Genomic DNA, 26,987 nt, shown 5'->3' on the forward strand with positions numbered 1-26,987 from the left:
AAACCCTACTTCTTTTCAGAAGCAGGGTTCATTGTATTTTTAGTTTTATATGAGATTATATCTCGAATGAAAAATCTTCATCAGCAGATGCTTTGGCTACTTCGTGGCCTTCGCTGTATTCGTAGCGTTTTTCAACTACATCCTGGTTAGCCCTGATGTAATCAACGGTTTCCTTTAACCCTTCGGCGAATTTTTCAAAGTCTTCTTTATATAAAAAGATCTTGTGTTTAATGAAAACGCCATCCTCCAAACGCTTTTTGCTTTCGGTTATGGTAACGTAATAATCGTTTGATCGGGTTGCTTTTACATCAAAAAAATACGTTCTCTTCCCGGCTCTCACCTTCTTTGAAAATACCTCTTCACGCTCTCTATTGTCAAAATCTCCCATAATGAATATACCTGTAATTAGTTTTGGTTGGCATAAATATAAATAAAATTTCAAAGTGCAAGTATTTTATTCAATTTTATTGCGCTTATTAAAACAAAACAGTGTTTTTTTTGTGCAGAAGTTAATTTTATTTACGCGTCCTGCTCTTCTTCCAGCAATTGTTTTTCGTATAACTCAAAGTAGGTGCCTTTAAGCTGCATCAGGTATTCGTGGTTGCCGTGTTCAATAATTTCGCCGTTATCCATCACCAAAATCTTATCAGCATTTTTTATTGTCGAAATGCGGTGCGCTATAATAATACTGGTTTTATCCTTCATCACCCGGCCAAGATTATTCAATATCTCTTCTTCGGTACGGGTATCAACTGCCGAAAGACAATCATCAAATATCAATATCTGCGGATGTTTAAAAATTGCCCGGGCTATAGATACCCGTTGCTTTTGACCGCCCGATAATGTCACGCCCCGCTCCCCTATCAGCGTTAAAAAGCCGTGTTCCAGCTCTACAATATTATTATAAACCGCGGCATCTTTGGCGGCCTGCTCTACCACAGGCAAATCCAACACATCGGCACTAAAGGCGATGTTGTTGGCAATGGTATCCGAAAACAGGAAAACCTCCTGCGGCACAAAACCTATCTGCGAGCGGTAACTCTCCAGGTTAAGCTGCTGTAACGGAATTTTATCTGCCAGCACCTCGCCCCCGGTGGCATCATACATACGCATCACCAGGTTGGCTATAGTTGATTTGCCAGAACCTGTACGCCCAATGATAGCCACCATTTGCCCCGGCTCTATCTTAAAGGAAACATTTTTCAGGGCCTGAATGCCGGTATCGGGATAGGTAAATGATACATTATTAAATTCGATAGCACCTTTGATGGGATGTGCGGGTGCTTTGGATGATATGATCTCGGGCTGCTCATGCAAAAACTCGTTGATCCGTTTTTGAGATGCGGCCGCACGCTGAATAAGCGAGGTTACCCAACCTAACGAGATCACCGGGAAGCTGAGCATATTAAGGTATACAATAAACTCGGCGATATTGCCCGATGAGATATTGCCCTTCATCACCTCTACCCCACCCACGTACATGGTAATTACGTTGCTTAACCCCACCAACAGCAACATAATGGGATAAAACAAGGCCTGCACTTTGGCCAGCGCCATGGAGTGTGTTTTATAATTTTCACTTTCGGCAGCAAAGTTTTCGCGTACAAAACCTTCCCGTACATATGATTTGATAACCCGGATACCCGAGAAGTTCTCCTGCACAAAGCTTGACAAGCCAGATAAGCGCTGTTGAATTTGCTCGCTGCGGTAGTTGATCACATTGTTTACATAATAAATAATGCCCGCCAGAATAGGCAGCGGCAATACCGAAAATATGGCCAGCCTTACATTTACCGTAAGCATGGCGTAAATAACCAGTACAAACAGCACCACCGTGTTAATGGTATACATGATACCCGGACCAAGATACATCCGCACCCGACTCACGTCTTCGGTAACGCGGTTCATCAGATCGCCGGTGTTATGGCGACGGTAAAAGGCTAAAGAAAGACGTTGATAATGGCTATAGATCTCGTTTTTAAGATCGTACTCAATATGGCGAGACATCAGGATGATGGTTTGCCGCATAAAAAACAGGAACAATCCGCGTAGTAAAGCTAATACCAACACCAATACCCCAAACAGCATCAAACTACTGCCAAAAATATCATAGATCATGCTTTGGCGATTAAAATCCGCGAACAGCTGATAAGCGCCAATATTTTCGGTAACTAAATCGAAAGCCACCCTAATCACCTGGGCGGGCAGCACACCAAAAATGTTAGATATAATTACAAACAGCACACCAGGAATTAAACGCCAGCGGTATTTGTAAAAGAATTTATTAAGGTATGCGAGATCTTTCATTTATGTTAGTCCGGAAGTCTGGAAAGTCGGTAAGACCGAAAGACGCGACAAACCGTGCAATCAAAAGTATTAAATTTTGAGCGGATTGGTTGCGATGGAAAGTCGGATTGGTGTAAGAAAAATGGGTACTACCCGCAGCAGCTATTGCCGGCCTGTATAGGCGGGCATTTTACCGTGCCGTAACTGCAAAATACACAGCAATCGCCGGGCAGGGGTTTTAGCCGGGCCTTACAGCCCTTGCATTCATAAAAATACTGGCAAGCATCCGTCGGCATGGTTTCTTCTTTTTGAAACCCGCATTGGGGGCAGGTGATTATGGATTGGAGTTGAATTGCCTTAGCCATTTACAATTTATTACATTTAACACATCAAAGATTAGCACATTTTACGGAAATTGCACCTGCCAAATTAAATGAATAGGAGTGCCACTTTTCCAAACATACAAACAGAAAAAGAAATAAAAGATTCCTTTTCCATCGGGTATGCCGAAGGGTTAAGTTTTACGCATCAACTTGTTTGCAGATTAAACTATCACCGCATCTTTTTGATTACACAAGGTGCGGGTAGCATCCAAATCGATGGTGTATTTTACCCCGTTACAGGCAACGAACTGTTTTTGTTAGCTAAGGGGCAATGTTACAAGTTTGAAGCTGGTACTGTGATCACCGGTTTTGAGCTTTGTTTTGGCGATTGCTTTTGGGATAAAACCCCGCCAAGTGCGAACAATTGCAAAGCGGTTTTATTTAACAATGCCACCGCCAACCAGCATGTATTTGTTGGCAATACTGATATGGTCGAACTTGATCTCCATTTTCGAGCTTTGCAAAACGAATTTATAAAAACCGACTATATCAATAAACCCGATGTTTTGGCGGCCTATCTGAAGATCATCATGATTAAAATAGCCAACTTAAAATTGCTGCTAACCGATGGGCAAGAAAGTCATGATAATCAATTGTACCGGCAGTTCCTGGAATTGGTGAGTAAAAAGTACCAAAGCACACATGAGGTTAACGAGTTTGCTACATTGCTGGGCATATCAACCAGAAAGCTTACCGATATTTGTAATAAATGCGGAGGCAACGGTGCCAAGGATATTATTAACGGACAGCTTATTGCCGAAGCTAAACGGGCTTTGCAATTTTCAAACAAACCTGTTAAAGAGATAGCCTTTCAACTAAACTTTGCCACGCCCGATCACTTCAGTCACTTTTTCAAGAAAAACACACAGGTGTCACCTTTCCAATACCGGTCGCACTTTGCGCATATTGGCATGTGATTTACTTTTTCTGACATTTTTTGACGACCGCACCCGGCTAATTTTGAGCAAAATTAAATATCAAAATTATGTCTGTAAATAAATTAAAATCGGTAGCCGGGATAGCCATCCCCGATAGTGCTATTGCAAGCCAGGCTACCGAGCTTTTGCTGGAGCACGGAACCGAATTCATTTATAACCACTCGTTGCGGGTGTTTTTATTTTCATCGCTTAATGGCAAACAGCGTAACCTTCAGTACGATGCCGAGCTGCTTTACGTAAGTTCTGTTTTTCACGACCTTGGCTTAACCAATCACTATAGCAGCGCCGGTTTAAGGTTTGAGGTAGATGGCGCAAATGCCGCCCGCGACTTTTTGAAAAGCCATGGCTTACCCAAAGACCAACTGCAATTGGTTTGGGATACCATAGCACTGCACACCACCATAGGTATTGCCGAGCATAAAGAAGCCGAAGTAGCGCTGATGTACTCGGGCGTTGGTCTTGATGTAATGGGCGAAGGTTATGAAAACCTGAGCCAGGAAAACCGCGAAGAGATCATCCACGCTTTTCCCCGAAATGATTTTAAGAAGAACATTATCCCTACCTTTTTTAGCGGCTTTGAACATAAAACCGAAACCACCTTTGGTAATATTAAAGCAGATGTTTGCGCCTTTATGATCCCCAATTTTCAGCGCAAAAACTTTTGCGACTGCATTCTGCATTCGCCGTGGAGTGAATAATTGCAAATAAACAGAGCAGGTATGCTAATAGATACCTGCCCTGTTTTATAACACAGCAATTTATAAAGCGGTAAACTTAAAGCTATGGATGATAACTTCAACATTTTGTCCGTTTGATGGGGCCGAACCACCGTACAGCCATAAATTCATGTGAACCGGCATAGATAAGGTACTGATAGATGTACCCGGCGAGTTGAATGTGGCAGTTTGGAACTGGTTGGCATCCCCATCCTGGAAACCATACAAACTTTGCAGTTTTACGCTGGTACTGGTACGTTTAAAACGATGCGTGGTATACGTGCCATTCGGTGTAGTAAACGAAGCGGTGTATACACCCGGACTTGCTGTTACACCTGTCGCGGGCCAGATAGTGTAGTTGAGGTTATCCCAGGCGGCATTACCCCAGCGGGCAATTTCAATATCCATTTCGTCGTGCTGGTCATTACCCGAGTAGTTGTACATCCCGAGGACAATGTTTTTATCAAATGAACCAAGCGTACCTTCCACCTGCCACTGGTAAGTACCGTATCCTAAGCTTGCTGTGGTGTACACTTCGGCACATTCCCAGTGGCCGGTTGCCGAATTATAAGCTGCTTTTAAATGCATCCAGCCATTGGCATCAACCCAGGCATAGGAGCCGTTCCAGTAATTTGGCCCCGGATAGGTTTGGCCCGTTGGCGCATTGATAACCCAGGTATAGCCGCCGAAGGATAAGGTGCTGGCTACTCCTTTCTTTTTTTCAACGGCGTTTACCGCTGCCGGTGCTGCCGTACTAACGGCCGGTTTTTCTTTTGAACATCCCGCGGCAATCATTGCAGCCAATAAAACAAAGCAGATTTTTTTCATGTTTTTAAATGATTAAGTGATTGAATTATTTATTTGTGAGCGTATTATTTCGGTTGATTTTTTAGGCATAGCAATTCCATTAACAGCCTGTTGGCTATTTTAAATTTTCACATGATGTTGTAGTTATTGGCTTATGTTATTCCCTGGCACTTAAAATTGCAGATCATAATTGGCGTTTTTTAAAAGGTAAATTATAAATCAACAATTAATATTTTATTGTTTAACTACAAGTGCAGAGAACCTTGCTTTTTTACCAATGGAATTTGAAAATATTTTTTTGGGGGAGGGGCGATGGAGATTTCGTCGTAAGGGACGTTATTTTAACCGTAATGGGAAGCGAAGAGGAGGAAATAAGAAAGTACTTCCATACCACTGCAAAAAAGCAGCGGACTATTGGTATAAATCTGATTGCAGTTTTAAGGCGACACAAGAGCGCCCCGCCCGCAAAGAGAGTTAACAAAAATACATATAAGCCAAAACATGAGGAATCCGCCCAACAACAGCGGCCTCATGCACAGGCTAATAAATTAAATAGCTCGCCTTAAAAGAAACAGGGGCCGTGGCTGCTCCCGATAGGGAATTTGTTAACCCTACCATGCGCATGGTCGCAATGTGAATGATCGCGGTACATTTTCGAATTACGATTGGCGTCGGGGAGTACTTCTGATTTAATAGTTTCAGTCTTGTCAGGCTGATTAACTGGTGCGTTTTTCTTCTTCATGACAATTTCTCCTGATTTAAGTTTGTATTACAATTGGTAGTACTAATTTAACCATAAGCGTGCTCATTTCCAATAGGTATTTAATATTTATTTAAGATATATTTTCATTCATTTAAGGCTGGCCTGGCCCCCTCCCCATTAGCATTTTCTGATACTACTATCCCAAAGGATACCGCTATCCTTTGGGATAGTAGTATCTTTTTCATAGCCGATATGGATAGGTTTGCATATATCATTAAAAACAAAAAAAATGAAAATATTACACCTGGTATCAAGCCCGCGCGGCGCGGCCTCATTCAGCGTTCAATTGGGGAATGCAATTGTCCAAAAATTACAAACCGCTAACCCCGGCAGTATCCTAACAACGCATAACCTTGCACAAACCCCTTTCCCACATTTAGAAGATGTGCATTTCCAGTCGTTTTTTACGCCTGCCGAAAGCCGGTCGCCAGAATTGCTTGAAGCGGTTAAACATTCAGACGCTGCCATTGCCGAACTAAAAGAAGCAGATGTGATTGTAATAGGTGTGCCTATGTACAACTTCACCATCCACTCTACCCTGCAAGCCTGGATCAACCATATTGCCCGGGCCAACGAAACCTTCAGCTACTCCGGAAATGGCCCCGAAGGCCTGGTAAAAAACAAAAAGGTTTACCTGGCTATCGCAACCGGCGGTGTGTATTCTGAAGGAGCCATGAAAGCTTACGATTTTACCGAGCCTTATTTACGCACGGTTTTAGGCTTTTTAGGGATGACGGATGTAACCACCTACCGTGTAGAAGGCTTAAAAGTGCCAACATTGCAGGATAACGCTCTCAACAAAGCGGTAGAAAGTATTGAAGTATAAGCCAATTATTAATCTCCTTTGCCAATAGCCGGCAAGGGAGATTAACATCTAAATAAAATATGCTTCTGTTGATGCTGCCAGTGAGAGCAGTTCCAACACTGGCTCAACTTCCAATTCGCTTGCCCAAAGTTCGGCCGCAAACTTTTTGAACGACAGCAACTCCCGCAGCAACAGGTGGGCTTCCTCATTTTCAAACTGATCAAAGTGCATAAAGGTTTTGCCATCGGCCAGCAGCCAGGCGCCGTACTTAATGCCCGAATGGTTCAACTGTTTCAATTCATTTACTACCCCGGCAATGTTGGCCTGGTTGGTGGTGGCGTATTCTGGCTTGGTGGTATAGTGTACGCGTACTACTTTCATGGAAACAAATTTTAATAAAGATAATCATCCAACAATTAATTTCCAGATCATACCTTTTCAAACACCATTCTATTTTCAAAATGACATTCAAACCAAACTTTTACCTTAAAACCCAACCCTCGCAAGTCAATTAAACTTTGGCAAAACCAAAAAAACAGCTACTTTTGTGCCGCCTTAAAACATTTACTGCGTAGCTAATGTCCGATCAACCATCAATGCAATCTATATTCAGTCAACTCGATACTTTCGGGCACAAAAAAGTGGTGTATTGCAGCGATCCGGAAACCAATCTGAAAGCCATTATTGCCATTCATGATACTACGTTAGGTCCTGCTTTTGGCAGTACCCGCATGTGGAGCTATAAAACCGAGGCCGATGCTTTGAATGACGTGCTACGTCTTTCAAAAAGCATGACCTACAAGTGCGCCATTGCAGGCCTTAATATGGGTGGCGGCTACTCAGTGATCATCGGCGATTCGCGCAGGGATAAAACCGAAGCGCTTTTACGCAAATTCGGTCGTTTCATTAAAAATCTTAACGGCGAGTTCATTACGTCAGAAGATGTTGGTACCAATCCGCGCGATATGGAATATATCCGCATGGAAACCGAGCACGTTACCGGCATCCCTGAAACACTTGGTGGCAGTGGCGATCCTTCACCTGTTGCAGCAAAAGGTGTTTTTATGGGGATAAAAGCCTGCGTTAAAGAACAGTTTGGCAGTGATACGCTTACCGGTCGTTCGGTAATTGTTCAGGGTGTGGGTCACGTTGGCGAGCACCTGGTACGCCTGCTTCGCGATGAAAATGTGAAGGTGTATGTAAGCGATATCCAGGAAGACCGGATTGGCCAGATAGCCAAAAAATACGGTGCCGAAGCGGTATCAAACAACAGCATCTTTGATATCGATGCTGATATTTACGCCCCATGTGCGTTAGGCGGCACGGTTAATACCCAAACCATCAATAAATTAAAATGCAGCATTATTGCAGGTTCGGCCAATAACCAGTTATTGAACGAAGCCGAACACGGCACCATGCTATTAGATAAAGGCATTTTGTTTGCCCCCGACTATGTAATTAACGCGGGCGGCATCATCAATTGCTATTCGGAACTGAAGGGTTTCAGCAAAAAACGGACTATCCAGCTTACCGAAAATATTTACGACGTTACACGCAATATTTTAAAACTTTCTAAGCTCGAAAACATTTCTACTACCGAGGCGGCCAACAAAATTGCCGAGAAACGGATAGCAGATATAAAAAAAGTAAAATCATCATATTAATTATTATAAATTAACCGTTTGCTATTTTATTAGCAAATCAAATCGTTCTTACACATGTTAAACAGAAGGCACCTACGGGTAAAAGTATTACAGGCATTGTATGCGTTCCATCAATCGGACACCAGAGAGATCAAACAGCACGAAAAAAACATGCTGGGCAGTATTGACGAGGTTTTTGAAATGTACATATGGATGTTGTCGCTGATTTCTGAAGTGGTTAGTTTTGCCGAAAACGACGCCGCCGAAAGAGCCAACAAACATTTACCCACCGCCGATGACCTTAATGCCAACCTTAAAATTATCGGCAACAGGTTTATCCTTTCCTTAAATGATAACAGGGACTATCTTATCGCTTTAAAAAAGTATAAGGTTGACTGGGGCTTTGAGCCCGAGTTGGCAAAAACTTTGTTCACCACGCTTAAAAACTCACCTGAATATGCCGAGTACCTGGCTAAAACAGGCGATACTATCCAAACGGATAAAGACATCATTAAATTTATTTTCAAAAAAGTAATACTGAAATCATCATTAGCCGAACAGGTTTTTGAAGACAAGTTTATTTTTTGGCCGGTAGATAGAGATGTATTGCAGGCTTTGATTGCCAAAACATTCAAAAACTTTTCGAGCGAGGATTACAAACAAAACCACCTGGCCGAAATTACCGGCAACTGGGTAGAAGACCGCGAGTTTGTGGTTGATCTTTTTGAAAAAAGCATCCGTTTTGATACACCTTACCAGGAACTGATAGCAGCCAAAACCACCAACTGGGAACCAGATCGTATTGCGATGATGGATACCCTGCTAATGAAAATGGCTATTACCGAGTTTGTTAACTTCACCTCTATCCCGGTAAAGGTTACTATTAACGAGTATTTAGAAATTTCAAAGGAGTTTAGCACACCTAAGAGTAATTCATTTATAAACGGTATCTTAGACAAGATTTTGATTGACCTTAGGACCGAAAACAAAGTCAAAAAAATAGGCAGGGGATTAATAGAATAACCATTATAGCGCTTTCAAAAATGAAGAAACTGTTTTTAAGCTTAGTAACCGCAGGTTTGTTATTATCGGCCTGTAATCAATCAAAAACTGGCAGCACAACCGCAGCAGATAGCACTGCCACACCAGCAACGGCCGGCGCATCAACACCGGCAGCAACTGTAGATACTGCTGCCGCGCCAAAAATGACGTTTGAAAAAGAAAGCCATGATTTTGGCAAGATCAAGCAAGGCGATAAGGTTAATTACGATTTTAAATTCACCAACACAGGTAAATCGCCGCTCATCATCAGCGAAGCACATGCTACCTGTGGCTGTACCATACCCGAGTGGCCTAAAGCTCCTGTTAAACCAGGCGAAAGCGGCGTGATCAAGGTTACTTTTAACAGCGCCGGTAAAACCGGTTTACAGGATAAACAAATTACCTGTACCGCCAATACCGTACCTGCGCAAACCATGGTACACCTTATTGGCGAAGTTTTAACTAAATAATTTTAATTTAAACAATGATAGCAACTATTTTTTTACAGGCCGCTGCCGGTTCACAAGGTTATGGCATGTTGATACCAATGGTATTAATTATCGTGGTATTTTATTTTTTCATGATCCGCCCACAGGTTAAAAAGCAAAAAGATCAAAAGAAATATGTAGATGAACTTAAAAAAGGCGACAGGGTTGTTACCACCGCCGGCATCCACGGCCGTATCATCGACATCAACGAAGCTACTTTTTTAGTTGAAGTTGATAACGGTAAGATCCGTTTCGATAAATCGGCAATTTCATTAGATGCTTCAAAAGCATTGAATACACCGGCTGTTGTGAAAGCTTAAGCTTTCACGAGCAAAGATTTTTGGATTAAAGAACAAGGATCTTTTAGCGACTAAAGATTTTTAGATTAAAGAATAAGGATCTAAATATTAAGAGAATCAAAAGGCGAAAGATGATTGGTAATTTTACCTTTAACCTTTCGCCTTTTTAACGAGCAAAGATTTTTGGATTAAAGAACAAAGATCAAAAAGTCCTTACTCCAAAAATCCTTTATCTAAGAAAGTCCTTATTCCTTGCTCCAAAAATCCTTTATCCCAAAGATATGGCTATAGTAAAATTATCAGCAACAGAACGCAGGAGGCTCTCGGTATTTTTTACCTGTTTGGGCGTGGCTATTGTTGCCTGGATCTTTACTACGCTATCAAATCCGTTGCCTTATACCATTGATGCCGCGGTAACCTACAAAAACACACCTCAGCGCAGGGCTTTCCATTCCTTACAAGCCGATACGCTTAAAGCCACTGTACAAGGTACTGGCTGGCAAATGCTTTTTTCTAAGATGCGCGACGATAGTAAGCCTCTTACTATTGATCTATCGCCGCTTGAAACACGCAATTATGTGGTATTAAGCACGCAGCTAAAGCAGATCAACGCCAAACGCGATGCCAACCAGCAGATTTCTTCTATCGACCCGGATACGCTCTATTTCGATTTCAGTAACAGGCTTACCAAAAAAGTACCGGTAACAGCTTTGATGAATATCAATTACCAAAAGCAATTTGCCATATCGGGCAATGTAACCATCAAGCCGGCATATGTAACGGTAAGTGGTCCTACGGATAGATTGAAGGAGATCACTGAGTGGAGAACTGATTCTGTCCATGCCCAAAAGGTAAACGAAACCATCAATACCCGCATAAATTTGCAACCTGTTAAGGAGGGCAACTTAAATGTGTATCCTAAAACCGTACAGGTAGTTATTCCTGTTGATGAGTTTACCGAGAAAACGCTTGATATTCCTGTTAAACTGATCAACAACCACAATTACGATAATGTAAAGGTGTTTCCGCAAAAAGTGAAAGTTACTTTCACTACATCGCTAAACCGGTATAAGGATATGACCGAAGATTTATTTGAAGCAACCGCCGATCTTGACCTTTGGCGCGATCATGGCTACTCCACCCTGCCGGTAACCATCAACCGCTTCCCTCCTTTTTGCAAAATTGTTAAAGTTGTCCCTGCTAATATCGACTTCATCATTAAAAAATAATGCTTAAAATAGGTTTAACAGGCAATATAGGCAGCGGCAAAACCACAGTAGCCAAAGTATTTGAACTGCTGGGCATCCCGGTTTTTTATGCTGATGATGAAGCCAAAAAAGTAATGGTTACAGATGCTATCCTCATAGATGCCATTAAGCAAGCTTTCGGTCAGAAATCTTACTTTGCCGACGGTAGCCTTAACCGCAAGCATATCGCAGCCATCGTTTTTAACAACCCAACCGAATTGGAGAAGCTGAACGCGCTGGTACACCCAGCGGTTTTCCGGGCATTTGATAAGCTGGAAGCCAATGCCAAAGGCGCTCCTTATATCATTCGCGAAGCTGCCATTTTATTTGAGAGCGGCTCTTACAAAACGTGCGACCGTACTTTAATAGTTACCGCTCCCCTTGAAAAACGCATGGCCCGAGTGGTTGAGCGCGATGGCATTTCACAAACCGAGGTACAAAAGCGCGAAGCCCGCCAAATGCCCGAAGAAGAAAAGAAAAAACTGGCCGATGATATCATCATCAATGATGATATTCAATTGGTAATACCGCAGGTTGTGGCGCTGCATAGCCAGTACTTATCCCTCGCCAACACAATATAACAAACAAAAAAAGCTTTTAGCTTTAAGCCTTCCGCTTTGGGCTCCAATATATGATACTTGACGATTTTGTACTGATAGATGAAAAAGGGCTGTATTGCAAGTATGGCGATTTTTACCTCGACCCCAAATTACCCGCCAAACACGCGGTAATTACCCACGCCCACGCAGATCATGCCATCAGCGGCAATACCGACGTATACTGCACCCGTGCCACCGCGAATGTAATGCAATTGCGTTATGAGCGATCTGCGGCCAAGGTATTACATATCATTGCTTTTAATGAACCATTTACCATTGGTGGGGTAACTATAACATTTATACCGGCCGGGCACATGTTAGGTTCTGCACAGATCCTGATGGAGTATGAAGGCACCCGCTACCTATACACTGGAGACTATAAGCTACAACCTGATGCCACCTGCGAGCCTATTGAATGGGTAACTACGGATGTGCTGATCACCGAAAGTACCTTTGCCGATCCGGCTGTGATCCATCCCGATCCGGTAGAGGAGATTAAAAAGATCAATGCCATTAAAAGCAATATCCTTTTGGGTGCTTATGGCCTTGGCAAAAGTCAGCGGCTTATCAACCTGATCACCGAGCATGCTCCTAGGAAGAAGATCCTGGTACATCATAAAATTATGCCCATCAATGCCATTTATGAAAAGATGGGCGTTGCGATAGGCAAGTACCAGGTGTATGGCCGTAAATTGATGAAAGTACAGGATGAGTTTGTATATATAGTCCCCCCTTTTACGTTTGATAGCTACATCAGGGCTACCGGCGTTAAGCGGCTATTTGCTTCGGGATGGAAAAACTTGCAGGTTAATAACCAGGATACCCTGTTTATATCAGACCATGTGGATTGGAACGATATCCTGGAAACCATCACCCGCACCCAACCCAAACAGGTATGGACGCTGCATGGCGATGGCAGGCACCTGAAAAACTATTTTAAAGACCAGGTGCTGGTAAAAATACTCAACTAATGTTACAGAAAGGCGTTGACTACTATATAAACGAGGATGGCAATTTTGTTTTCACCAAACAGTACCACCAAAAACGTGGTTATTGCTGTAAAAACAAATGCCTGCATTGTCCCTGGGATTACGGCAAACCTACAAAAGACAACAACGGCCCAGCCCCCGAGACAGAGGAGTAACGAAATGCCGATGTTGCGATGACAACAAATTAAAAATAATTAAACATATTTGCACTTTAGTCATTAAACTATTATGCGGATAGACGACGAAATACAAAGCACTAATTTTGAGGATAATTACCATAAAGTAGTCATCAACATTAACTATACGGCAGGTTGGTTAAGCAATCATTTTCGTTGTCATTTTGATAAGCATAACCTTACACAGCAACAGTTCAACATCCTGCGTATTTTAAGGGGGCAGTATCCAAAGCCTGCAACCATCAATTTACTAAAGGAGCGGATGATCGACAAAATGTCTGATGCCAGCCGGATTGTAGACCGATTGATTCAAAAAGAGCTCGTTTCACGCTGCACCAACAATAAAGACCGCCGTGCCGTTGATATCCGCATCAGCGAACTTGGCCTGCAAACCCTTGCCAAAATGGACGCGGATTTTAAAACCCGCGAAGGGCTCAAAGACAATCTTAGCGAAGAAGAAGCCGCACAGTTGAGTGATTTGTTGGATAAGTTGAGGGGATAGATTTTGGATGTGCAGATTTCAAATGTGCTGATATGCAGATGCTCTTCTGAACCACGATTAAACAGATTAAAAGATTGACAGATTCTGCATTTTCAAATCTTCAAATCCTCAAATAGCTTATTCATCTAAAATCTGCACATCTAAACTTTCGTCTCCTGCTTTAAGATATCTAATATCCCCGGTGTTATGTGTCCGAAGAAGGAGATCCCGGCGGCACCGTTTTTTAGGGCATATTGGATGCCTGTGCGTATTTCATCGTCATTCTTAAAATCGGAGATATACAGCCCCGCGTACAGCGGGAATTTGCCGTCTAAAAAGTGAACGCCTTCGGCTACGGCATCACCTATCCAGCGAACGCCTTCTTTATAAAAACCGTGGTATATCATGGGGCAAACGCCATCCAAATGAAAGTTTGTCCAGTCCTGCCTTACGTTACGGCGGGCAACTTCCGGCGTTGGGAAAACGGCGGCGGTAATGGCTTTTTTATGTTTTTTAGCGACCTCCGATATACTGTTAACCACCCTGATGATATTTCCGTAACGGAATAACCTCCATGAAAGACTGGCATCCGGGTATTGAATTGCTTTTACATCCTGGTTGTACTGCTCTTTAAACTTGGCCTGGCAAACTTCGCAGTAGCAAAAGTCATATTCGGGCAGCTCTTTGGTTTGCTCAATTTTATAGTGATCCCAAAGGTTTACGGGCAATACCACATCGCAGTAACGAACATAATCAAGGTGGATGCCGTCAACATAGTCCAAAGCAAGTATCTTGTCAACAGTTGAGGTTAAATAATCCTGCACCTCGGGGCGCGATGGGCAAAGCCACCTGTAATAGGTTACATAAGGTGGTTTATCGGCACATGAATCGCCATTGCGGCTTTTGCTGTACCAATCGGGGTGCTCGGTAAGCAACTCGGCCCGGTTAAAAGTCCAGATCCAACGGTGGGCCTCAATACCATGTGCCTTGGCTGCGCGAAAGTGGCGCTCACTATCGTTTTCAAAAAAAATGCCCGTTATGCCCGCCGCTTTGTAGGCAGTATAGCTGGTTTCCAGGTCGGCATCAGTATCTTTTAAATTGGGATTAATCCAGATCCAGTTTTTCATCACCTTCTTTTTGATAGGCAACTTTGCTTCGGCAGCAACACCTGTTAAAGGCAATTGCGCGGCAACACCGGCTAATAAACCGGCTTTTAAAAATTGACGTTTATTCATGGCGTAACGGCTTTAATTGTTCAATAAAACCTTCATGGTTTATGGTATAGGTTGAATTATTTCTCTCGTCGGTAATTTGGGCCTCAAACTGGCTTTTGGTAGCTTCAAGTGTTAGTTTGTTGGTATTACCAGTTACATCATACCTGCCATTAATACCCAACTTACTTAATGATACAGCATACTCATGATGCTCTTTATACCATTGTTTTTGGCGATAGTATATTAGCCACAGGTATTTCTTTTGCTCTTCACCATACGGCATTTTGAACACAACGTCATCAGCCTCATGGGTGCTAAATAAAAGGTATCCCCAATGCTCGGGGCTATGCATCGCGATTTCGCCCTGCGGCGACCATGCCCAATTGTGCTCCGGCAAATCATGACCGGCTGAGTCCTTTAGTTTTACGTTATGACCATCAACTATTTTGGTATCGTACTCCACCCTCGAAAAATTTAACCGGTAGATGGTGCCGTCCTTCGGGATTTGAGGGTTAAAGCCCATGGTGATGGCTTTAAACGGAATAGCCATTTCAACGGTCCACCCCTCATCAGTATCGGTCGTATTGTTCAATGTGCCCTGGATTTTAACCGCCGAACGTAGTCCATTAGCATCCCAGCCAATAAGGCCGCCACCGTGGTTGCGATAGGGCTTGTTCAAATACAAATCGAAAATGGTATTGAAGGCATTTACCTCTACCTCGTAATAATTATGCGTTGTTGAGCCCGGCTCTATAAACAGTTCAAAATCATTATCGTGATAAACAATGTCATCATGATTTTTCAAGGTAGCCCAAACCTGCGGCTCGCTCATACGAGCGGCTATGTACAGGCAGCTATCGTCCCAAAGCATTTTCACATTGGTTTTGTAGGGAGGCTTTGGTTTTAAGTCGCCCTCAATATCTACAAAATCATTTGTCCACCTGGCTTGCTGCCAAACCGCTTCATCAATGCTGCCATCAATAACCGGGGGATTGGCTATATGCCTTACCACGTAGTTTTGCGGAACATTAAACAGGTTTTCGAGCCCGGCAAAGGGGGATTGTGCCAGCGCTGTAGCAGGTGCAAAAAATATGGCGGCTATTAAAGCCGCCTTTATCTTATTGTTTAATTTTGATACTGCAGCCATTAACTACCCAGCTCTAAAATGCGATCAAACTCTTCGCGTTTTAATGCCATAACCGATAGACGGCCCTGCTTTACCAGGCCAACATCTCTTAACTGTTCGTCGGCCTTAATAGTTTCAAGCGTTACCGGCTTTTTCAAAGTTTCTACCGGCGATAGGTCAACCACCACCCAGTTAGGGTCTTCGGTAGTTGGGTCCTGGTAAAATTCCTTTACTACTTTGGCTATCCCTACTACCTCTTTACCCTCGTTGCTATGGTAAAACAGCACCAGATCGCCCTCTTGCATCAATTTTAAATTGTTACGGGCCTGGTAATTGCGTACGCCATCCCAAAAGGTACGACCATCCTTATTAAACTTTTCCCAGCTGTATTTAAAGGGTTCACTCTTAACTAACCAATGCTGCATTGTGCTATAAAATATGTATACCGTAAAGATGTTAAAAAGCTTCGATAAGTTAAGGTGGCTTTTGAAAAAAATAGCCTCTACCTCACCCTGCCCTCTCCAAAGGAAATGGTTCCGATTTGCGTGATTGAAACAACCACATCAAAAGGCAAATCAAAAAGCCCTCTCCTTTGGAGAGGATTTAGGTGAGGCTCTTTTTACCCCACGAATTTTCAGCTTCACCTTAAATTTTGCCAGGGGAACGTTATATTTAGGGAGTTTACCCGGCATAATACATTCTTTGGCCGGTCAATTCATTTCCTGGTGCTGTTTTACTTAGATATTTAATCATGAAAAAGATCATCTTGATTTTATTGCTCATTGCAACCAACACTCTCAGCTCCTATGCTCAACATCATTTTGAAAAGGTAGATGAGTGGCTATCTGCCAATGTAGAAAAAATGGGAGGTCGGGTAATTTTGGTAGTTTATAAAGATGGCAAGGTGATATATACAGGCAGCAAAGACGACATGACGATGAAGCAAAAATTTGTCACCAAAATGATTGCCCGCAAAATGGGGAAAGCACCCAACACCGATGCCTTTACGCCAACCAGCAAAATCCCTGTGGCCAGTTGCAGCAAATGGTTCAGCGCCGCCTTGGTCATGACCTTTGTTGATGAGGGTAAATTAAAATTGGATGATACCGTTGGTAAATATCTGCCTGTGCTTACCAAAAGCGGTAAAGGCGGTATCACCATAAGCCAATGCCTATCACATCTTACCGGCGTTAGAGCGCCCGACCTGAAAGAAAGTTTACAGGAGATGCGGCAGATGAACAGTATGGACGAGGCTATTCAAAACATTGCCGATATGCCTATGGAAGGCAAACCGGGCACGGTATTCAGATACAGCAACACAGGGCTGCAAATTGCCGGTGCCATTATTGAAAAAATAAGTGGCAAAAGCTTTGAAACGCTTTTTGCCGAGCGCATTGCCCAGCCCTTAAACATGATCAATTCTGATTTTGGCAAAGGTGCGGTGGCCTTACCTGCCGGCGGCGCATACAGCACCCCAAATGATTACCTTAACTTTTTGGCGATGATCCTTAACAAAGGTATGTTTAACGGCAAGCGCATCCTGAGTGAAAAAAGCATTATCGACATGCAGATAAACAGGATAACTGCCAACATAAAAGTAGCCTACTCCCCTGCTGAAGCCAGCAACGCGGGCTATGGTTTTGGCGAATGGGTGTTGAAAGTACCAGGCACACATAAGTCGTCATTCATAAGCAGTCCGGGATTATTTGGCAGCTTTCCATGGGTCAACAACGATAAACATTATGCGGCTTTTATGATGACTTTTTATATTAATAGTGAGGGTAGGAATAAGCGGTATTATGAGTTGAACGAGTTGGTGAATGAGGCTTTGTAAAATGCCACAAAAGAAGTGAGAGTGATACATCTATGGTGAGTATGCCCCGTTACAATAATAACTCCCGTAGCTAAAAACCTGCGGGAGTTATTGTTTTTTATTTTCTATCCGGTGCGAAAGCATCAATCGCAATCGCTGTTTTATCGCCAGATACAATTTCCTGTACCAATAAACCTGTAGCAGCCCCTAAACCTAATCCCATCATACCGTGCCCGGTAGCAATAACCAGGTTACTGAACTTATTGCTACGACCTATGTAAGGCAAGCCATCAGCAGACGACGGACGGAAACCAAACCAGATATCTTTTTCGGCAGGGATGGCCGGTTTTAAACCCGGGAAATACTTTGGTACCGATTCTACAATACCCTTTACCCGGTTCATGTTAATGCGACTGTTGATCTTATCCAGTTCCATAGTACCGCCGTAGCGTAAACCGCCATTCATTGGGGTGATAGCAACACGGGCTTCGGCTAATAAAGCAGGAATTTCCATGGCCGGTATTTCCTGCTTTATGTTAAACGAATAACCTTTACCCGGCATCAGCAAAATTTTGATCCCTAACAATTTTCCAATTGCCGGCGACCATGAGCCACCTGCCACAATATATTCATCGGCAGTAAATTTTTCACTGTGCGATAATACGCCGGTTACCTTGTCACCTGTAGTTTCAATTTTGGTTACTTCTTTGTTGGTTACCAGGTTTACACCGGCACCTTTCAGGTACCTAAGCAAAGCGGCCATCAGTTTATTTGGTGATAGATGCGCATCGCAACGGTAATGCACCGCGCCCAATACATCAAGCTGCAGATTGGGCTGTAACTTCACGCACTCAGCAGGGCTAAGCACCGCCATATCCAAGCCTAATTCCCGGCCCTTTTCGGCCATGTGAGCTTCTTCTTCGCCGGCTTTTTCTGTTTTGTAAAACATCAGGATGCCCTTCTCTACCAGATCGAAATCAAAACCAGGTTCCTTGCTCAGATCCTCATAAAGCTTTTTGCTGAGTAAGGATAGTTCTGTAAGCGGCGTTGCCGATCTTTCTACGTGGCCCGCGTTTGCTTTTTGCAGAAACTTTAATCCCCAGGAAATCAGCTGCGGGTTTAATGATGGTTTTACGTAGAACGGACTTTTGCTGTTAAACATCCATTTGATGCCCTGCGATACCATGCCCGGAGTAGCCAACGGAATAAAGTGACTTGGCACTATCATACCGGCATTGCCGTATGAGCAGCTATCCGTCATATCGCCTTTATCCAACACCGTTACCTGGTGCCCGGCCTTATGCAAATAATAGGCAGAACTTAAACCAACTATTCCACCACCTATGATCAGTACTTTTGACATTGTATTATTTGGAGCTTAATGCTAAAGGCGGAAGGCCTAAAGCTTGAGTTTTGTATTTAGTTTAGTACCAGCTTTTATTGCGCGGCACTTTTTATATGTCATTGCGAAGAACAAAGCAATCGCACGCTTACAGAGCGGATCTGCATAGTTCGCGATTGCTTCGTTCCTACCCATGACAAATATAAAAATATGTCATTGCGAGCGCAGCGTGGCAATCTCGTAGCCATACAGAGCGAATATGCATGGCGACGAGATTGCTTCGTTCCTCGCAATGACAAGGGGCGATGTTGTCATTTCCACCTTCACAGTCCGCGGATTTTACTACTCGCAATGACATAATGGCTAATAAAGCCTTATATCACCTGAAACCCATGCGCGTACGGGTCATCATCATCAATTTTGATAGTGTTGTAGCCGTAAACTTTGGCCCAACCTTCTACACTTGGAATAATGGCATCCAGTTCGCCTATCTTAACCTCTTCCTCTACCCTGCCTGTAAATTTGCTGCCTATGATGCTTTCGTGGATAAAAGGCTCGCCAACTTTAAGCTTGCCTTTGGCATGCCATTGCGCCATACGTGCCGATGTACCTGTACCGCAAGGTGATCTGTCAATCGCTTTATCGCCATAAAAAACAGCATTGCGGGCAGTCGAAGTCTCATCCAACACAGCACCTGCCCAAAGGATGTGGGTACAGGTATTGATGGTAGGATCCTGTGGATGTACAAACTGGTACTTTTCGTTGATACGTTTACGTAAAACCTGGCTCCAGGCAATCAATTGCCCCGCGGTATAGTTTTCAATACCGCCAAAATTTGCCTGCGGATCAACAATAGCGTAATAGTTACCACCGTATGATACATCAATGGTTAAAGTACCCAGATCAGGGCATTCCACTTCAAGATTGGTAGCTGCCAAATAGGAGGCTACGTTTTTCAACTTAACCGATATTACTTTTTTACCTTCCTGTTTGTACTCAATGAGCACCAAACCGGCTGGTGCTTCCATACGCACAATACCGGGTACTTTAGGCTGAATCAATCCTTCTTCAATAGCAATGGTGATGGTACCAATAGTACCGTGGCCACACATTGGCAAACAGCCGCTGGTTTCAATAAATAGCACGGCCACATCATTGGCCGGGTCATGAGGCGGATACAGAATGCTGCCCGACATCATATCATGGCCACGGGGTTCAAACATCAGCCCGGTACGTATCCAATCGTACTCTTTTAAAAAGTGCTGGCGCTTCTGGCTCATGTTATCGCCCTTAAGGGTTGGACCACCGCCTGCAACAAGCCTTACAGGGTTACCGCAAGTATGGGCATCTACACAAAAAAAAGTTTTACTACTCATATATAAGCTAAAAGCTTAAGGCGCAAGGCCAAAAGCTTTAATTATTTATTTACAGATGATGTGATTATTACGCCTCAACTTCGGCTAATTTACCCCAACTGCCAACCGGCAATTCAGGACGAACGGCTATCGCATCGTTAATGATCTTTAATACTTTAGCACGTTCTTCGCCAATTAAAGGCAAACGGGGAGCACGTACATTTTCGGTACCAATGCCATTAGCTACCTCGGCCAGTTTAATGTATTGTACCAATTTGGCGTGAATATCCAATTCAAGCACAGGTAAAAACCAACGGTAAATAGTTAACGCTTCGGCAATGCGGCCTGCTTTTACCAAACGGAAAATGGCAACGGTTTCTTTAGGGAACGCGTCAACCAAACCTGCCACCCAGCCATCGGCCCCCATCACCAGGCTTTCCATAGCCAGGGGATCAACACCGGTTAAAATAGCAAAGCGGTTACCAAAGCGGTTAATCATTTTAGTAACGTTTGATACATTACGGGTAGATTCTTTTACCGCCTGGATGTTATCATAAACAGATAGCTTTTCAAACATATCCAGCGTAACTTCAATTTTATAGTCAACAGGGTTGTTGTAAATCATTATTGGCAGCTTGGTGCTTTCGGCAACCGCGCCAATGAAGGCCAAAGTTTCACGCTCTTCGCTGTTGTAACGCATTGGCGGCAACAACATTAAAGCATCGGCACCAGTATCAAACGCCCTTTGGGCACAAGCTACGGCAGCTTTGGTAGTTTGCTCGGCAATGTTAAGTATTACAGGTACTTTACCGCCTACAAAATCAATAGTGTGTTTTAATAATGCAAACTTTTCATCATCGCTCAGCACGCTGGCCTCGCCTAATGAGCCGCCTAAAATGAAACCATCAACACCAGCTTCCAGCTGCGCGTTAAGGTTTACATCAAATGCATCAAAATCCAATTCGTCATTATCGGTGAACTTGGTGGTTACCGCAGGGAATACGCCTTTCCAGTCAAAAGTTATCATTGTATTTATTTTTTAACAAAATTAAGGTTGTAACAGCTTATTATTCATTTACAATTTAGCAATCATTAGCCGGATTTTAACTTGATTGATCTTTTTTTGTTAAAAAAAATGGAATTGACAGACATTTTGGGTTAAGATATGGTTAACAGCATCGCCTGAATCAGAATTTTCAGAATTTAAGAATTAGCAGAAAAGGGGAAATTATGGGCGTATAAATCTTGAACTTTTGAATTAGAACACGCTATAAATATGCAGAAGTTTATAGCGCTATGCCGAATTGAACGACCTAAAAGCCAGACTTACGAAGTTTTAAAAACTTCGTAAGTCTTCTAATTTTTCAAAAGGTTTTAATTCTTGATTCTTGCCTCTTAATTCTATTTCTTCAAAGACGAGTTCCTAATCCTCAAATCGGTTTTCAACACGATAGATTGCGGTTTGGCAGATGATGAACGGTCGTTAAGTTTCTCTAATAATACGGTGATCACATTATCAGCAATGGCTTCAACAGGCTGCGCAATAGCCGTTACCGGGGGCGAATGCAGTTTAAACACATCATAATCATCAAAAGAGATTACCGCGATATCGGTAGGGGCCTTTTTGCCCAGTTCGTTCATTACCTTCAATCCGCAAGTACCAATGTGGTTGGTGCCAAATAAGATGGCATCTATATTGGGATTTTCTTTAAAGAAATCGCGTAGCGGAACCATGATCTGTTCTTCATCCTGGTTAAATACGATCTCTTTTACGGTAGATTTTAGTCCATCGCTTTTTACAGCATCCTCATACCCCTTTACCCTATCCACCATTTGGGTTTGGTGCGATGCAAAGGTTACAAAGGCTATATTTTTAAACCCCTGCTCTATTAAATGTTTAGTAGCATTATAGGTACTGAAAAGATTATCTATCTCAATAAAGTCGGTTTTAACACCGGGCAAGTGCCTGTCAAACAAAACCACCGGCATGCCGTCTTTGATCAGCGATTCAATATCTTCCTCTATTCCTTCAGGCGGAGCCATGATGTAGCCATCCACATGCCTGTCGCGAAACATACCTATCAGGTCCTGGGTTTTGCTGGTGTCGTTATCGGTACTACAGTAAATGATCTTGTAACCATTTTTATAGGCGCGGTCTTCAATGAGGCGTGCAATACTGGCAAAAAAGGGGTTCGAGATATCCTCAACCATTAAACCAATAGTGTTTGATTTACCGGTACGTAAACTTTTAGCCAGCGAATTTGGCTTATAGCCAACTTCGGCCACGTATTTCATTACACGTTCAACCAGTTCATTGCTTATCCTTTTTTCCTGGGCGCGCCCGTTAAGGATAAATGAGATAGTAGTTTTTGATACGTTTAGCTCGTTGGCGATGTCAACAATTGATAGTTTCTTCTTCACCCGTTTATATTAGTTATTTCAAATATAGGGCAATATAAACATATTGTAAATACAACACCATCAGTTAATCGATTTATTTTAATACTAAATCGGTTAACTGTAAATATGATGATGACGGCTTATTGGATAGCGGCACCTAAACCGCTTTTTTATTTAGCCTTGGGTACATAAAGCCAAAGGCAAATATAACAAGGTAACAAATAATAGGCAAATAATAGGCCGTGGCTACATTGTGGTTGGCGATTAAACCCATCAGGTATGGGAACAGACCACCACCGACAACTCCCATTACAATCAACGATGACGCGAATTGCGTATCCGCCCCCATATCTTTTATTCCGAGGCTAAAAATAGTAGGGAACATAATGCTGAAGAAGAAATTAATAAACAGCAAGGCCACAAATGATGGCCAGCCAAATCCTTGTGCTACTATAACACACATGATAATATTGCAGAATGCAAAAGTGGCTAACAGTTTATAAGGCTTGATAAAACGCATGAGATAAGTACCTGCAAAGCGACCAACGATCATCATCACCATGCTTAAAGAAAAGTAGTAGCCTGCATTTTCATCACTAAAATGCATAATATCGTGGCCATAGTTTATAAAAAATGCCCAAGTTCCGCCTTGTGCTGCCACATTAAATAATTGGGTTATAGCAGCAAAAATAAAGTGGCTTGATCTTTTTCCTGTGGATACCTTTATTTGAGTAACGTTTACTAAAGAATCGTTAGCATACGAGTCGTCAGAAACAGCGTGTGGATCTGTTACCGGTGGTACTTTTAGAAATGAAAAACATAAGGCAACCACCGCAATCACTGCACCAATGATGATATACAGATGTTTAACAGATACCAGGTCGTTTGAATGTTCCTGTCCGGCTTTTAATATAAAATAACTGCCTATCACCGGCCCAATTACTCCACCAACACCATTGAATGCCTGCGAAAAGTTAATGCGTTGATCGCTGGTGCGCTGATCTCCAAGGGACGCTATAAATGGGTGTGCTACGGTTTCGAGCGTCGCCATGCCGCAAGCCAAAACAAATAACGCTATTCTGAAAAATGTGAATGATTCGGCATTGGCCGCGGGGATAAATAAAAATGCTCCTATGGAGTAAAGAATCAACCCCATTAAAACACCACTTTTATAACCAAACCTTTTCATAAACATACCAGCCGGGATACCCATAACAAAATATGCCCCAAAAATGGAGAACTGAACTAAAGCCGAACGAGACTTGGTAATATGCAGTACATTTTGGAAATGCCGGTTTAAAACATCGCCAAGGGTCATTGATACTCCCCACATTAAAAACAGTGAGGTCACAAATATTAATACCACAAGGTACTTGCGTTCGGTAAAGTTGGGCTTGGTGCTCATTATAAAGATTTATTGAGTTTCAATTGGTGAGGGCAAATTAATTGAAATCTTTGAATTATGCATATCTAAAACGATTTATTTTTTTTAATTAATCATTTTTTTACCACCTCCGCGTTTACTTTTATGAATGAACGCGCTATTCGTGTATGATTTCGGGGCCAATCGCATCCCCCTAAAACTAATTGTACCTGGCAATATAGATATCGCAGGTACAATTAACACTTTCAATAAGTCAATACAATTCGCTTTATTTGTTATTGTAAAATCCCCCAGCTCTTGTTTGGTTTACTGCCCATGGTAAGCAAAAGGCTACCACCCGCGGTTATATCTTTATAGTCGATATAACATTTGTTATAAACCTTACCGTTTAACCTGGCACTTTGAATATAAATGTTGGTTGCCGAATTATTCTGCGCGGTAATAGTAAATGTTTTGCCTTTGGCATATTTAGGATCGAGCTTTAAAACTACTTTGTTGAACACCGGACTGGTAATTTCCTGCCTTGTATCCCCGGGACAAACCGGGTGAATCCCACTGGCAGCCAACACATACCAGGCCGACATCTGCCCTACGTCTTCGTTACCCACCAAACCATCAACCGAGTTGTTGTACGCCCTGCGACAGATTTCACGGGTCCATTTTTGGGTAAGCCACGGCGCGCCCAGGCGGTTGTATAAGAAAGGTACATGATGTACAGGTTCGTTAGCATGATTATAATAATCGTTCCACATCATGTTATCGGGCGTTTTTCCAAAAAAGTTATTCAAATCGGCAATAACTTTTTCATTGCCGCCCATCATTTTGGCCATCCCTTGCACATCCTGTGGCACAAACCAGCCCTGCTGATAGGGGTTACTTTCAATGGTGCCATACCATTGTTTGGTACGGGCCGAATCGGGCCAGGCTTTCCAATTGCCTTTATCATCTTTAGGCCGATACCAGCCTTTTTCCGGATCGAATACATTTTTATAGGCCTGTCCACGGTTTATATATTTTTCGGCATCAGCTGTTTTGCCCAGCCATTTGGCCAATTGCCCGGTGCACCAATCGGTATAAGCGTATTCGAGTGTGTACGAAATGCTGAGGTCGCCGCCGGTGAACCCCTTATCGCCATTACCGAATTTTTCAACAGAACCAACAGCCAACCTGTAAGCCTCAGGCACATTAAAATTGCGGATCCCTTTAGCGTAGGCATCGGCTATAACCGATACTGCAGGGTTCCCCAGCATACAACCGCTGTAAGCGTTTAACAGTTCCCAACGTTCCAGGTAATCTTTTTGCTTTTCCTGGGCCAGGGTTACCAATGAGTTGATCTCATCGTTCACCAATGATGGATTGATGATGGTTTGCAAAGGCATCTGGCTCCTAAAAACATCCCAACCGCTAAAAATAGTACGCTTGTTAAAATTGGCCGCATGGTGTGCTTTGCCATCGCCACCAGGGTAATTGCCATCTACATCGCTCACAATGCGCGGATCTATCATCGTATGATATAACGCCGTATAGAAAACCGTTTTTTGCTCTTTGGTGCCACCTTCAACGTTAATTTTTGATAGAGCATTATTCCACAAAGCAATCGCTTTTTGGTGCACACCATCAAAATTCCAGTCTTTGATCTCGGCATTTAAATTGTTTTTTGCTCCCGTCATGCTGATAAAGGAGATTCCTGTTTTCAGGATCACCTCCTCATTGGCATGTGTTGCAAACTGCGTATAAAATCCGAGGTGTTTACCTTCCGTTTCTTTAACGCCCTTTAAAACCGGGGCGGCAGCTACCTGGTTAAGATATTTGGCGCTGGTTACATCGTTAAGCTTACGGCCCCAACCATCGGGGATATCGGCACTCCAAACACCAAAATCGGTTAAGGGCTTGCTAAACTCGGCATAAAAATAAACGGTATAATCAGCATGGCCGTCGCCATCACCCCAGCCACCACCATCGGGTGTACATTTCATCCAGCCTTCAATAGTGTGATCATTTACCACCTTTACATATTGCAGGGTTGATGTGCCCCCTACCCTGCGTGCCAGGTCAATTTGTATACGCGACTCTTTGTTTTGCGGAAAAGTAAATCTTAACATGCCGCTATGCGGGGCAGCAGTAGCTTCGGCCTTAATGTTATAATCGGTTAATAACGCGCTATAATATCCGGCAGATGCTTTTTCGCTCTTTTTATCATATTTAGATCTATAACCATGTAATGAGCCATCGGCTTTGCCTGCAATGGTTTTAAGTTTGCTGGTAGTAGGCATCACCAAAAAATTGCCCAGATCGCCATACCAGCCAATGCCGCTCATTTGGGTCATGGCAAAACCTTCAATACTGGTATGCTCAAAGCTATAGCCCGATCCGTTATCGCCGCCGGTAATTGTATTGGGGCTTACCTGTACCATACCATAAGGAGTGGCCGCACCCGGAAAAGTTTTGCCCAGTCCATGATATACGCCTGCATCGTCGGTATTGGTAGTAGCACCAATAAAAGGGTTTACGTAAGCGGCCGGCGTTTGCGCTTTTACAATTAGGGTGCTGATAGCAAGTGCAGCAGTAAAAATTACCGCGCAGTATTTTTTGCCCGGCAAAGCTTTAAAAACAGCCTGTTTAGTGTTGGTCATTTTTTAATCGTGAATTTACGTTTAGCAGATGGTTTTATTTAGATTGACAATTATAGGCC

Annotated in this window: 27 protein-coding genes; 13 read left to right on the top strand and 14 right to left on the bottom strand. The window is 43.0% G+C overall.

The window, feature by feature from the left end:
- Positions 1 to 55: 55 nt before the first annotated feature.
- From FHS10_RS10960 to FHS10_RS10970, 3 genes are all read right to left on the bottom strand, one after another.
- Positions 56 to 388, bottom strand: coding sequence for a DUF3276 family protein (locus tag FHS10_RS10960; RefSeq protein WP_259090462.1), 333 nt, complete (start codon positions 386 to 388; stop codon positions 56 to 58).
- Positions 389 to 519: 131 nt separating this feature from the next.
- On the bottom strand, positions 520 to 2,307 hold the full coding sequence (locus FHS10_RS10965; protein ID WP_259090463.1) for an ABC transporter ATP-binding protein: 1,788 nt from the start codon (positions 2,305 to 2,307) through the stop codon (positions 520 to 522).
- A 128-nt stretch (positions 2,308 to 2,435) separates the two neighbouring features.
- Entirely contained in the window at positions 2,436 to 2,651 is a 216-nt protein-coding gene (locus tag FHS10_RS10970; RefSeq protein ID WP_259090464.1) for a GDCCVxC domain-containing (seleno)protein, read from the bottom strand.
- Positions 2,652 to 2,719: 68 nt separating this feature from the next.
- Between FHS10_RS10970 and FHS10_RS10975 the strand changes: the two genes are divergently transcribed.
- On the top strand, positions 2,720 to 3,586 hold the full coding sequence (locus FHS10_RS10975) for a helix-turn-helix domain-containing protein (protein WP_259090466.1): 867 nt from the start codon (positions 2,720 to 2,722) through the stop codon (positions 3,584 to 3,586).
- A gap of 68 nt (positions 3,587 to 3,654) precedes the next feature.
- The gene (locus tag FHS10_RS10980; RefSeq protein WP_259090467.1) at positions 3,655 to 4,305 is read left to right on the top strand and encodes an HD domain-containing protein; all 651 of its coding nucleotides are present in this window, start codon (positions 3,655 to 3,657) and stop codon (positions 4,303 to 4,305) included.
- A gap of 60 nt (positions 4,306 to 4,365) precedes the next feature.
- Here FHS10_RS10980 and FHS10_RS10985 read toward each other — a convergent pair whose 3' ends face one another.
- Entirely contained in the window at positions 4,366 to 5,151 is a 786-nt protein-coding gene (locus FHS10_RS10985) for a LamG domain-containing protein (RefSeq protein WP_259090468.1), read from the bottom strand.
- 971 nt (positions 5,152 to 6,122) lie between these two features.
- Here FHS10_RS10985 and FHS10_RS10990 point away from each other — a divergent pair.
- A complete protein-coding gene (locus FHS10_RS10990; RefSeq protein WP_259090469.1) occupies positions 6,123 to 6,719 on the top strand; it encodes an FMN-dependent NADH-azoreductase in 597 nt (198 codons plus the stop codon).
- Positions 6,720 to 6,767: 48 nt separating this feature from the next.
- On the opposite strand, the gene FHS10_RS10995 is transcribed toward FHS10_RS10990, so the two are convergent.
- On the bottom strand, positions 6,768 to 7,079 hold the full coding sequence (locus FHS10_RS10995; protein WP_259090471.1) for a hypothetical protein: 312 nt from the start codon (positions 7,077 to 7,079) through the stop codon (positions 6,768 to 6,770).
- Between the two features lie 197 nt (positions 7,080 to 7,276).
- Between FHS10_RS10995 and FHS10_RS11000 the strand changes: the two genes are divergently transcribed.
- The 9 genes from FHS10_RS11000 (at position 7,277) to FHS10_RS11040 (ending at position 13,682) form a co-directional block, all read left to right on the top strand.
- Complete coding sequence (locus FHS10_RS11000; RefSeq protein ID WP_259090473.1) at positions 7,277 to 8,362, top strand: Glu/Leu/Phe/Val family dehydrogenase; 1,086 nt, start codon at positions 7,277 to 7,279, stop codon at positions 8,360 to 8,362.
- A 54-nt stretch (positions 8,363 to 8,416) separates the two neighbouring features.
- Positions 8,417 to 9,364 (top strand): transcription antitermination protein NusB, encoded by a 948-nt coding sequence (locus FHS10_RS11005; RefSeq protein WP_259090474.1) that lies wholly within the window; start codon positions 8,417 to 8,419, stop codon positions 9,362 to 9,364.
- 20 nt (positions 9,365 to 9,384) lie between these two features.
- Complete coding sequence (locus FHS10_RS11010; protein WP_259090476.1) at positions 9,385 to 9,852, top strand: DUF1573 domain-containing protein; 468 nt, start codon at positions 9,385 to 9,387, stop codon at positions 9,850 to 9,852.
- Positions 9,853 to 9,866: 14 nt separating this feature from the next.
- Positions 9,867 to 10,190 (top strand): preprotein translocase subunit YajC, encoded by a 324-nt coding sequence (gene yajC, locus FHS10_RS11015; RefSeq protein WP_259090478.1) that lies wholly within the window; start codon positions 9,867 to 9,869, stop codon positions 10,188 to 10,190.
- A gap of 260 nt (positions 10,191 to 10,450) precedes the next feature.
- The gene (locus tag FHS10_RS11020; RefSeq protein WP_259090479.1) at positions 10,451 to 11,398 is read left to right on the top strand and encodes a CdaR family protein; all 948 of its coding nucleotides are present in this window, start codon (positions 10,451 to 10,453) and stop codon (positions 11,396 to 11,398) included.
- Positions 11,398 to 11,997, top strand: a complete 600-nt coding sequence (coaE, locus tag FHS10_RS11025; RefSeq protein ID WP_259090481.1) for a dephospho-CoA kinase — start codon at positions 11,398 to 11,400, stop codon at positions 11,995 to 11,997. The genes FHS10_RS11020 and coaE overlap by 1 nt, the downstream gene beginning before the upstream one ends.
- A 50-nt stretch (positions 11,998 to 12,047) precedes the next feature.
- The gene (locus FHS10_RS11030) at positions 12,048 to 12,986 is read left to right on the top strand and encodes an MBL fold metallo-hydrolase (RefSeq protein ID WP_259090482.1); all 939 of its coding nucleotides are present in this window, start codon (positions 12,048 to 12,050) and stop codon (positions 12,984 to 12,986) included.
- The gene (locus tag FHS10_RS11035; RefSeq protein WP_259090483.1) at positions 12,986 to 13,159 is read left to right on the top strand and encodes a C1orf53 family protein; all 174 of its coding nucleotides are present in this window, start codon (positions 12,986 to 12,988) and stop codon (positions 13,157 to 13,159) included. Before FHS10_RS11030 ends, FHS10_RS11035 begins: the two co-directional genes overlap by 1 nt.
- 73 nt (positions 13,160 to 13,232) lie before the next feature.
- Positions 13,233 to 13,682, top strand: coding sequence for a MarR family winged helix-turn-helix transcriptional regulator (locus FHS10_RS11040; protein ID WP_259090484.1), 450 nt, complete (start codon positions 13,233 to 13,235; stop codon positions 13,680 to 13,682).
- Between the two features lie 140 nt (positions 13,683 to 13,822).
- On the opposite strand, the gene FHS10_RS11045 is transcribed toward FHS10_RS11040, so the two are convergent.
- Genes FHS10_RS11045 through FHS10_RS11055 form a run of 3 tightly spaced genes read right to left on the bottom strand, consistent with a single transcriptional unit; the run spans position 13,823 to position 16,426 of the window.
- On the bottom strand, positions 13,823 to 14,896 hold the full coding sequence (locus tag FHS10_RS11045; RefSeq protein ID WP_259090485.1) for a family 10 glycosylhydrolase: 1,074 nt from the start codon (positions 14,894 to 14,896) through the stop codon (positions 13,823 to 13,825).
- A complete protein-coding gene (locus tag FHS10_RS11050) occupies positions 14,889 to 16,022 on the bottom strand; it encodes a carbohydrate-binding family 9-like protein (protein ID WP_259090486.1) in 1,134 nt (377 codons plus the stop codon). The genes FHS10_RS11045 and FHS10_RS11050 overlap by 8 nt, the downstream gene beginning before the upstream one ends.
- A complete protein-coding gene (locus tag FHS10_RS11055; protein ID WP_259090487.1) occupies positions 16,022 to 16,426 on the bottom strand; it encodes an EVE domain-containing protein in 405 nt (134 codons plus the stop codon). Before FHS10_RS11055 ends, FHS10_RS11050 begins: the two co-directional genes overlap by 1 nt.
- Before the next feature lie 326 nt (positions 16,427 to 16,752).
- Between FHS10_RS11055 and FHS10_RS11060 the strand changes: the two genes are divergently transcribed.
- Positions 16,753 to 17,835, top strand: coding sequence for a serine hydrolase domain-containing protein (locus tag FHS10_RS11060; RefSeq protein WP_259090488.1), 1,083 nt, complete (start codon positions 16,753 to 16,755; stop codon positions 17,833 to 17,835).
- Positions 17,836 to 17,932: 97 nt separating this feature from the next.
- On the opposite strand, the gene FHS10_RS11065 is transcribed toward FHS10_RS11060, so the two are convergent.
- From FHS10_RS11065 to FHS10_RS11090, 6 genes are all read right to left on the bottom strand, one after another.
- A complete protein-coding gene (locus FHS10_RS11065; RefSeq protein ID WP_259090489.1) occupies positions 17,933 to 19,177 on the bottom strand; it encodes an NAD(P)/FAD-dependent oxidoreductase in 1,245 nt (414 codons plus the stop codon).
- Positions 19,178 to 19,530: 353 nt separating this feature from the next.
- Positions 19,531 to 20,532: a 4-hydroxyproline epimerase gene (locus tag FHS10_RS11070; RefSeq protein ID WP_259090490.1), complete on the bottom strand. Its 1,002-nt coding sequence runs from the start codon at positions 20,530 to 20,532 to the stop codon at positions 19,531 to 19,533.
- 67 nt (positions 20,533 to 20,599) lie between these two features.
- The gene (locus tag FHS10_RS11075) at positions 20,600 to 21,538 is read right to left on the bottom strand and encodes a dihydrodipicolinate synthase family protein (protein ID WP_259090491.1); all 939 of its coding nucleotides are present in this window, start codon (positions 21,536 to 21,538) and stop codon (positions 20,600 to 20,602) included.
- A gap of 374 nt (positions 21,539 to 21,912) precedes the next feature.
- A complete protein-coding gene (locus FHS10_RS11080) occupies positions 21,913 to 22,932 on the bottom strand; it encodes a LacI family DNA-binding transcriptional regulator (protein ID WP_259090493.1) in 1,020 nt (339 codons plus the stop codon).
- 136 nt (positions 22,933 to 23,068) lie between these two features.
- Entirely contained in the window at positions 23,069 to 24,316 is a 1,248-nt protein-coding gene (fucP, locus tag FHS10_RS11085; RefSeq protein WP_259090494.1) for an L-fucose:H+ symporter permease, read from the bottom strand.
- A gap of 254 nt (positions 24,317 to 24,570) precedes the next feature.
- Entirely contained in the window at positions 24,571 to 26,928 is a 2,358-nt protein-coding gene (locus tag FHS10_RS11090; protein ID WP_259090496.1) for a GH92 family glycosyl hydrolase, read from the bottom strand.
- Positions 26,929 to 26,987 lie beyond the last annotated feature (59 nt).

Origin of the sequence: Mucilaginibacter dorajii (assembly GCF_024808255.1) — a bacterium.
GTDB classification, from domain to species: Bacteria; Bacteroidota; Bacteroidia; order Sphingobacteriales; family Sphingobacteriaceae; genus Mucilaginibacter; species Mucilaginibacter dorajii.

Coding starts and splice junctions, on each gene's coding strand:
- FHS10_RS10960 (WP_259090462.1), bottom strand. CDS start 388: ATGGGAGATTTTGACAATAGAGAGCGTGAAGAGGTATTTTCAAAGAAG.
- FHS10_RS11005 (WP_259090474.1), top strand. CDS start 8,417: ATGTTAAACAGAAGGCACCTACGGGTAAAAGTATTACAGGCATTGTAT.
- FHS10_RS11055 (WP_259090487.1), bottom strand. CDS start 16,426: ATGCAGCATTGGTTAGTTAAGAGTGAACCCTTTAAATACAGCTGGGAA.
- FHS10_RS11075 (WP_259090491.1), bottom strand. CDS start 21,538: ATGATAACTTTTGACTGGAAAGGCGTATTCCCTGCGGTAACCACCAAG.
- FHS10_RS11050 (WP_259090486.1), bottom strand. CDS start 16,022: ATGGCTGCAGTATCAAAATTAAACAATAAGATAAAGGCGGCTTTAATA.
- FHS10_RS11070 (WP_259090490.1), bottom strand. CDS start 20,532: ATGAGTAGTAAAACTTTTTTTTGTGTAGATGCCCATACTTGCGGTAAC.
- FHS10_RS10975 (WP_259090466.1), top strand. CDS start 2,720: ATGAATAGGAGTGCCACTTTTCCAAACATACAAACAGAAAAAGAAATA.
- FHS10_RS10970 (WP_259090464.1), bottom strand. CDS start 2,651: ATGGCTAAGGCAATTCAACTCCAATCCATAATCACCTGCCCCCAATGC.
- FHS10_RS11090 (WP_259090496.1), bottom strand. CDS start 26,928: ATGACCAACACTAAACAGGCTGTTTTTAAAGCTTTGCCGGGCAAAAAA.
- FHS10_RS11065 (WP_259090489.1), bottom strand. CDS start 19,177: ATGTCAAAAGTACTGATCATAGGTGGTGGAATAGTTGGTTTAAGTTCT.
- FHS10_RS11030 (WP_259090482.1), top strand. CDS start 12,048: ATGATACTTGACGATTTTGTACTGATAGATGAAAAAGGGCTGTATTGC.
- FHS10_RS11060 (WP_259090488.1), top strand. CDS start 16,753: ATGAAAAAGATCATCTTGATTTTATTGCTCATTGCAACCAACACTCTC.
- FHS10_RS10990 (WP_259090469.1), top strand. CDS start 6,123: ATGAAAATATTACACCTGGTATCAAGCCCGCGCGGCGCGGCCTCATTC.
- FHS10_RS10985 (WP_259090468.1), bottom strand. CDS start 5,151: ATGAAAAAAATCTGCTTTGTTTTATTGGCTGCAATGATTGCCGCGGGA.
- yajC (WP_259090478.1), top strand. CDS start 9,867: ATGATAGCAACTATTTTTTTACAGGCCGCTGCCGGTTCACAAGGTTAT.
- FHS10_RS11035 (WP_259090483.1), top strand. CDS start 12,986: ATGTTACAGAAAGGCGTTGACTACTATATAAACGAGGATGGCAATTTT.
- coaE (WP_259090481.1), top strand. CDS start 11,398: ATGCTTAAAATAGGTTTAACAGGCAATATAGGCAGCGGCAAAACCACA.
- FHS10_RS11020 (WP_259090479.1), top strand. CDS start 10,451: ATGGCTATAGTAAAATTATCAGCAACAGAACGCAGGAGGCTCTCGGTA.
- fucP (WP_259090494.1), bottom strand. CDS start 24,316: ATGAGCACCAAGCCCAACTTTACCGAACGCAAGTACCTTGTGGTATTA.
- FHS10_RS11000 (WP_259090473.1), top strand. CDS start 7,277: ATGTCCGATCAACCATCAATGCAATCTATATTCAGTCAACTCGATACT.
- FHS10_RS11040 (WP_259090484.1), top strand. CDS start 13,233: ATGCGGATAGACGACGAAATACAAAGCACTAATTTTGAGGATAATTAC.
- FHS10_RS10965 (WP_259090463.1), bottom strand. CDS start 2,307: ATGAAAGATCTCGCATACCTTAATAAATTCTTTTACAAATACCGCTGG.
- FHS10_RS11045 (WP_259090485.1), bottom strand. CDS start 14,896: ATGAATAAACGTCAATTTTTAAAAGCCGGTTTATTAGCCGGTGTTGCC.
- FHS10_RS11010 (WP_259090476.1), top strand. CDS start 9,385: ATGAAGAAACTGTTTTTAAGCTTAGTAACCGCAGGTTTGTTATTATCG.
- FHS10_RS10980 (WP_259090467.1), top strand. CDS start 3,655: ATGTCTGTAAATAAATTAAAATCGGTAGCCGGGATAGCCATCCCCGAT.
- FHS10_RS10995 (WP_259090471.1), bottom strand. CDS start 7,079: ATGAAAGTAGTACGCGTACACTATACCACCAAGCCAGAATACGCCACC.